Origin of the sequence: Occallatibacter sp. (assembly GCF_049802275.1) — a bacterium.
Taxonomy (GTDB): domain Bacteria; phylum Acidobacteriota; class Terriglobia; order Terriglobales; family Acidobacteriaceae; genus Telmatobacter.
In genome coordinates, this window is sequence record NZ_JBARMD010000737.1 from 1 (window position 1) to 5,702 (window position 5,702).

The window sequence follows — 5,702 nt, forward strand, 5'->3', positions numbered from 1 at the left end:
GAGCGATTGAAGTTAGACTGGCGCGCAAAGGTGGATGACGATGGCGGATTTGCAGGGCAGGGTCGCGCTGGTGACGGGAGCATCGCAGGGTATTGGGCGTGCATGTGCACTGGAACTGGCCAAGGCCGGAGCCACGGTGGCGCTGGCAGCGCGCAATGAGACGAAACTGGCCGAGGTGGCGGCGGAGATTGCGGCGGCGGGCGGTCAGGCTGCGGCATTTGCGCTCGATGTGGCCAGCGAAGAGTCCATCAAGAATGGCGCGAAGGCTGTGGTGGATCGATTCGGCAAGGTGGAAATCCTGGTGAACAATGCCGGAATCACGCGCGACGACCTGATGATGCGCATGAAGCGTGCCGATTGGGATGATGTCTTGAGCACGAACCTGACAGGTGCATTTCTGCTGACGCAAGCGTTACTGCGGCAGATGATGAAGAATCGCTGGGGCCGCATCATCAACATTACAAGCGTGGTGGGCCGCACGGGGCAGGAAGGCCAGGTGAACTACGCTGCATCGAAGGCAGGCATGATCGGGTTTACGCGATCGCTGGCGCGCGAGGTGGCTTCGCGCGGGATCACCGTGAATGCGGTGGCGCCGGGCTATATTGAAACGCCGATGACGACCGTGCTGGGCGAGAAACTGCGCGAGAAGATGATCGAGCAGATTCCGCTGGGACGCCCCGGAACGGATGCGGAGGTTGCGCAGCCGGTAGTCTTTCTGGCTTCGGATGCAGCGGCTTATATTACAGGGCACGTGCTCGATGTGAATGGCGGGATGTTCATGGGGGGATAAAGACAGGGAATGGGGATTGGGACTAACTTTGTTACTCCCTGCTTCAGGTCTTGCTCAGATTCCGAGGCGGTCTTTGAGCGTTCGGACGCGGTCGCGAGCCACTGTGAGCTGCGTGTGCTGCGCGTCTTTGAGCGAGAGCACCACCTTACCGGCGAACCATGAATTTACTTCGTGGATCCAATCGACATTGACCAAGGCGGAACGATGGACGCGCAGGAACTTCGCGGGATCGAGACGATGCTCGAGATCCGCGATGGTCTGATCGATGCAATGCCGACGCCCGTTGGAAACTGCAAAGGTGAGCTTGTCCTGCGCTATGAAGTGCGTGATGTCGTCGAGCGGGACAAATGAGATGCGCTCGCCGACGCGTGAAGCGATTCGGGTGGGATAAGCATTATGGCCCTCGCGGAGAGATGCGGTTAGTTCCAGCAGCAGCCGCGGCAGGGCAGGGTTCTGTTGCCAGTCGGGCTTGGCGATGGGGCGCAGGCGGCCGAGTTTCTTCAGCGCCCGTTCCAGTTGTTCGGGCTCGATGGGCTTAAGCAGGTAGTCGATTGCGTTGGTTTCGAATGCGCGGAGCGCGTGCTGATCGAATGCCGTTGTGAAGATGACGAAGGGTTGCGTTGTGAGTCGAGAGAGCAGCTCGAAGCCATTCATTCCCGGCATCTGGATATCGAGAAAGAGCACATCGACTTGCTCCGAGCGGGGATCGTTGAGAGTTGCGACAGCGAGAGATGGATCAGTTGCGGTACCAACAATCTCAATTTCGGAGAAGGTTGCGAGGAGGCGCTGCAAGCGTTCGAGCGCCAGTGGCTCATCGTCGACAAGGAAGGATCGGAGCGTGGATGCTTCCCTTGTCATTTCGAATCTCCCCGGGGAAGAGCGATGGAGACGACGGTCTTATCGTCGATTCGTTTCACATTGAGTTGCGCAGATTCGCCAAAGAGCAGGTCTAGACGGCCGACGAGGTTACCGAGGCCGTGATCGGCGGAGATGTCGGCGAGCGCGAATCCCGGGCCGTCATCCGTCACACTGAGTTCGAGGCGGCCGTCGCGTTGCGCGCCTTCGATTCGGATGAACGAGGGCTGGTTGCGTTGGGCTGCGACATGCTTCACGCTGTTTTCGACCAATGTTTGCAGGGCCAGCGGGGGAATTTTGCAGTTGCCCAGCGTATCGGGGGCCGAGATCTCGTAGTGCAGACGCTGTCCGAATCGCGTTGCCTCGATTTCGAGGTAATCGCGTACGATCTTCAACTCCTGTGCAAGCGGAACGAGGCTGGATTGATTCGCGCTGATAGAGAAGCGCAGTAACGACGCAAGCTTGCCGACCGTATCCTCCGCACGCTGAGGATCACTGGGGATAAGGGATGCGATGGAGTTGAGCGTGTTGAAAAGGAAGTGCGGATGAATGCGCGATTCCAGCGATGAGAGGCGGGCTTCAACCAGAAGCTTGTTGGCACGCTCCTGTTCAACCTGGCGCGTGCGCAGTTCGAGAGTGGCATCCTGCAGGCGGTGGCGGAGAGTTTCATAAGAAGTGACGCTCAGGCCAACGACCAGATTGAAGGCCAGGCTGATGGGCAGCGCCGACTGGAGTTCGCGCCAATAAGAACCTGGAGGAATGATGCCCGAAACCTGGAGAACCAGCGCACCAATCATCGTACCGAGAGTGGCAATCGCGATAAGCACGGCTGCATAAATGAAAAGAATAAGCCGAGGAAACCGCTGCGAGTAGTGATACCCGATCCAGTTCAAGCTCAGCGCCGTTGGAAAACCAATGAACATCGCATAGATAAAAGAGCCGACGAACTTGGAAGCGATATGTGAGAGCTCAGCGTGCTCGATGACGAGAATGAGAATTGCGACAACGATCGCAATAGCGAGGACGATCCAGGCTTCTCTGCGGAAGATTGTGAGAGCGCTGAATGTTTTGTTAGACGGATTGCTGGATGTTTCGACGGGCTGGCTGCGTGCGAATTTCATAGGTGGAACCGCACTCCGGCGGAGGTGGCTGCGCTGTACGGCGTTGCGCCAAAATCAGATGTGCTGCTGCCGTACGGCACCTCCGCGTGGACGTAGGAAGAGAAGTGATTTCCAAACCAGCGGCTCACGTCCGCGACGGCGGTGAAGCTATGATCGTTCAGATTCGCGACGATGGAACCGGAGACGTCCCATTCCTTCCATCCGGGAAGCTGGCGCAAGCGAGTCTTGCCGACGCTGAAGAAGGCGTAATTTTGCCGGCCGGCGAAGGGCGAAACCGATATGTCGCGGAAGTACGGGATATTGGGCGGAGTATAGAACTCGCCGATGAAAGTGACACCGGAGCGCATTGTGTACTTGGCCCCGATGAGCACGGCGGCCCGCTCGCGCCACATGGCTTCGCCGTGCACTTCCCACGCCTGCCCGAGCACGCGTGTGAAGGTGAGACCGCCAAAAGAATCACCACCACTGTCGTTTCCAGCGATGAGGGATGTATCGAATCCACGCACCAGAACGTTATACCGGAACGCGCTGGTGTCGCGCAGGGTGGAGTTGGCCGGGGCAAGTGTGGCGGTGGCCCAGGCGAAGGTGAGTGCGTGATGACCACGAACCCAATCAACCTTGACCATATCGCGGCCCTGGTTCACATTGAGGCGATCTGATGGGTTAGTTGGATCGCGGGGCGGATCGAGCACTCCGGCAGCCGTAAAGGCGTAACCGGTACCCCATCGAACGAGCATGCGACCCGCAGTGAAATCGAAATCGCCTGCGGAGAGTCCAGCGTAGGTCTCTTTGACGAGCGACCTTGTCACCGTGTCGGAATATGTGGTGGAGATACCGATGAGACTGGCGGACAAGGTGAGCCGATTTCGATAGCGGAGATCGAAGGTCGGCTCGACGAGAACCTGGTTGAGGATTTGTGGAGTGGATGTGCGGAGGTTGCTGTAGAACGTTGCGTCATCGATGACGGCGAGGGAGAAGCGTGTGTTGAGAGCACTCTCTTCGGCCGGCGGCGGGTCTTGCGGATAAGCGGAGGACGCCGCCGTTGCAATAACAAGAGCCGAAATGAGCAATCGCGCATTCATGGTTTGCGAGCTCCGGCATCAGGGCCAGTAAATAAGAGCGATCTCGATCGATGCGCCCGGTGCGTCGAAGGCGAACTTGGTTTCATCGAAGCTGGGAGGACCGGGGCGTTTTGCCGGATTGTTAGAGTGGCCGTATCCCTCAATGGGCATTCCTTCCTCATTGAAGTCGAGCTTCTCGTTCTTGTTCTCGTCATGGATGACCGCGACTCCATAGGTTCCTGCGGCCAGGTTTTCGAATACGGCTACGGCGGTGAGGGTCTTCGGATCAATTTCAACGACCCTGGCGTCGACGATAGTGTTGTCGTCGGTGCGCAGAGCGACGCGAATGTTGCCATCGGCATTGCGAATGCCCGTGACCTTGACGGTCAGCTTTCCGGTTTTCGGTGCCTGCGCGATTGAGCGCTGGCCGACGAGGATGAACAAAGAGCAGCAGAGCAGAGGCAGAATGGCCAGCCACGATTTTCTTCGGATGTTTGCGATCATTGCGTGTTCCTTTCTCGAGCTTGCATGGATGATGCCGTTTCCAACGCGGCTTGTCTGTGATGTGGGGGATCAGAACCTGTCGGAGCGGCCCTGGTAGAAGAGCTTGTCAGGCAGATCGCGCGGGGCAGCGTTGGAGTAGTCGAGGACGCTATGCGAGTTGTGCCGGATCTCGTCGTAGAGCGTTAGGCGGCGCAGGAGCATCTTGCCGCCGGAGGGTGCGTACTCGTCGAAGGTGGCGGATTTGATGTGCTTGCCGGAGGTGAGATAGAACTCGGCGCGCACGGGGCGAGCATCTTCGACGCGAAGCCAGTAGAGGATGCGCTGATAGGTTGCCCCTTTGCGCTTCGCGGCGAGATCGAGTACGTAGCAGTTCTCGTTGCCGATCTTTTCGTCGCGAACATAAGTGGCGGTGTAGTCGACAGCATAGTTGGTGCGCGCAACGTCGCCATTGGAGGCATCGCCGGAGAGCCGTTCGAGCGGTGTGATGCGCACGGGGCGGCTGGTATCGGGCAGATAGATCCACATGTCGTCGCCGAGCATGAGCAGATGGCGGCCCTTGTCGCGCGGGCTCATGAATTCGACGTAAGTTTTGTCGGTACCTTTTTGAGAGACCTGGTAGAGCGCCTCTTCGTCGGATTTTCCAGATTCAAAGTTGGTGATCTTGACGCGCAAGGTGAAAGCCGGCCATCCGTTGCGGTAGGTGTCGGAGCGCTTGAGCAGAGCCTCGGCGTCGGGAGTTGCGGCGTAGCCATTCACAGCCCAGGCAATGAGGACCGCGATGGTGACCAGCAACAGGAAGGAGCGCAGGGTGAAATCGACTCTGGACATGGGCTTATACATGAGCAAGGGCCTCCGCAATTTGCAAACGCGATGCGCGGATCGCAGGCAGGATGGATGCAAGCGCCAGCGAGATGACGACCATGATGGATGAGCCGATCATCAAAGCGGGCACGTGCAGGACGCGGAATGGAATGTTGATGGTGTATCCCGGGGGCGGCGGCATGTGAAGGCCGGCAGCGTTCAAGAGCCAACCGAGGAGATTGCCGCAGGCTACGCCCACCGCAGCTCCGAGAATTCCCAGCACCGTGGCTTCAAGCATGAACAAGGCCACGATCCATGTGCGGGGCGTGCCCATCGCCAGCATGGTGCCGATTTCGCGAATACGCTCGAGCATGGCCATCAGAAGCGTGTTGATGCTCGCCATAAGCACCATGAGGAAAACAATCAGACCCATGAAGAGGAAGATTCCGTTGAACATGGTGTTGACCTGGTGGTAATAGGTGGCAAGGTCAATCCACTTCTTCAGTGTCATCTCCTGCTGCAAGCCGTGGAGACGCGGTGCGAGTTCTGTATAGACCACGTCTGTGTTTT

Annotated in this window: 7 protein-coding genes; 1 reads left to right on the plus strand and 6 read right to left on the minus strand. The window is 58.2% G+C overall.

The window, feature by feature from the left end; all coding sequences use genetic code 11:
• The first annotated feature begins 40 nt into the window (after positions 1-40).
• The gene (gene fabG / locus WA354_RS24810) at positions 41-790 is read left to right on the plus strand and encodes a 3-oxoacyl-[acyl-carrier-protein] reductase (RefSeq protein WP_472815710.1); all 750 of its coding nucleotides are present in this window, start codon (positions 41-43) and stop codon (positions 788-790) included.
• A 54-nt stretch (positions 791-844) separates the two neighbouring features.
• On the opposite strand, the gene WA354_RS24815 is transcribed toward fabG, so the two are convergent.
• The 6 genes from WA354_RS24815 to WA354_RS24840 all read right to left on the minus strand — a co-directional run.
• Entirely contained in the window at positions 845-1,648 is an 804-nt protein-coding gene (locus WA354_RS24815; protein WP_472815711.1) for a LytR/AlgR family response regulator transcription factor, read from the minus strand.
• A complete protein-coding gene (locus WA354_RS24820; protein ID WP_472815712.1) occupies positions 1,645-2,766 on the minus strand; it encodes a sensor histidine kinase in 1,122 nt (373 codons plus the stop codon). Before WA354_RS24820 ends, WA354_RS24815 begins: the two co-directional genes overlap by 4 nt.
• Positions 2,763-3,848 carry a hypothetical protein gene (locus tag WA354_RS24825; protein WP_472815713.1) on the minus strand — a complete coding sequence of 362 codons (1,086 nt, stop codon included), beginning with the start codon at positions 3,846-3,848 and terminating at the stop codon, positions 2,763-2,765. Before WA354_RS24825 ends, WA354_RS24820 begins: the two co-directional genes overlap by 4 nt.
• An 18-nt stretch (positions 3,849-3,866) precedes the next feature.
• On the minus strand, positions 3,867-4,331 hold the full coding sequence (locus WA354_RS24830; protein WP_472815714.1) for a DUF2141 domain-containing protein: 465 nt from the start codon (positions 4,329-4,331) through the stop codon (positions 3,867-3,869).
• A gap of 69 nt (positions 4,332-4,400) precedes the next feature.
• Complete coding sequence (locus tag WA354_RS24835) at positions 4,401-5,171, minus strand: outer membrane lipoprotein-sorting protein (RefSeq protein ID WP_472815715.1); 771 nt, start codon at positions 5,169-5,171, stop codon at positions 4,401-4,403.
• Positions 5,164-5,702 (minus strand): ABC transporter permease (locus tag WA354_RS24840; RefSeq protein WP_472815716.1); only part of this gene is annotated, 539 nt, incomplete at its 5' end. The genes WA354_RS24840 and WA354_RS24835, both read right to left, overlap by 8 nt.

What these genes read in the sequence shown, in the direction of transcription:
- fabG (WP_472815710.1), top strand. Translation starts at nt 41, where the DNA reads ATGGCGGATTTGCAGGGCAGGGTCGCGCTGGTGACGGGAGCATCGCAG.
- WA354_RS24815 (WP_472815711.1), bottom strand. Translation starts at nt 1,648, where the DNA reads ATGACAAGGGAAGCATCCACGCTCCGATCCTTCCTTGTCGACGATGAG.
- WA354_RS24820 (WP_472815712.1), bottom strand. Translation starts at nt 2,766, where the DNA reads ATGAAATTCGCACGCAGCCAGCCCGTCGAAACATCCAGCAATCCGTCT.
- WA354_RS24825 (WP_472815713.1), bottom strand. Translation starts at nt 3,848, where the DNA reads ATGAATGCGCGATTGCTCATTTCGGCTCTTGTTATTGCAACGGCGGCG.
- WA354_RS24830 (WP_472815714.1), bottom strand. Translation starts at nt 4,331, where the DNA reads ATGATCGCAAACATCCGAAGAAAATCGTGGCTGGCCATTCTGCCTCTG.
- WA354_RS24835 (WP_472815715.1), bottom strand. Translation starts at nt 5,171, where the DNA reads ATGTATAAGCCCATGTCCAGAGTCGATTTCACCCTGCGCTCCTTCCTG.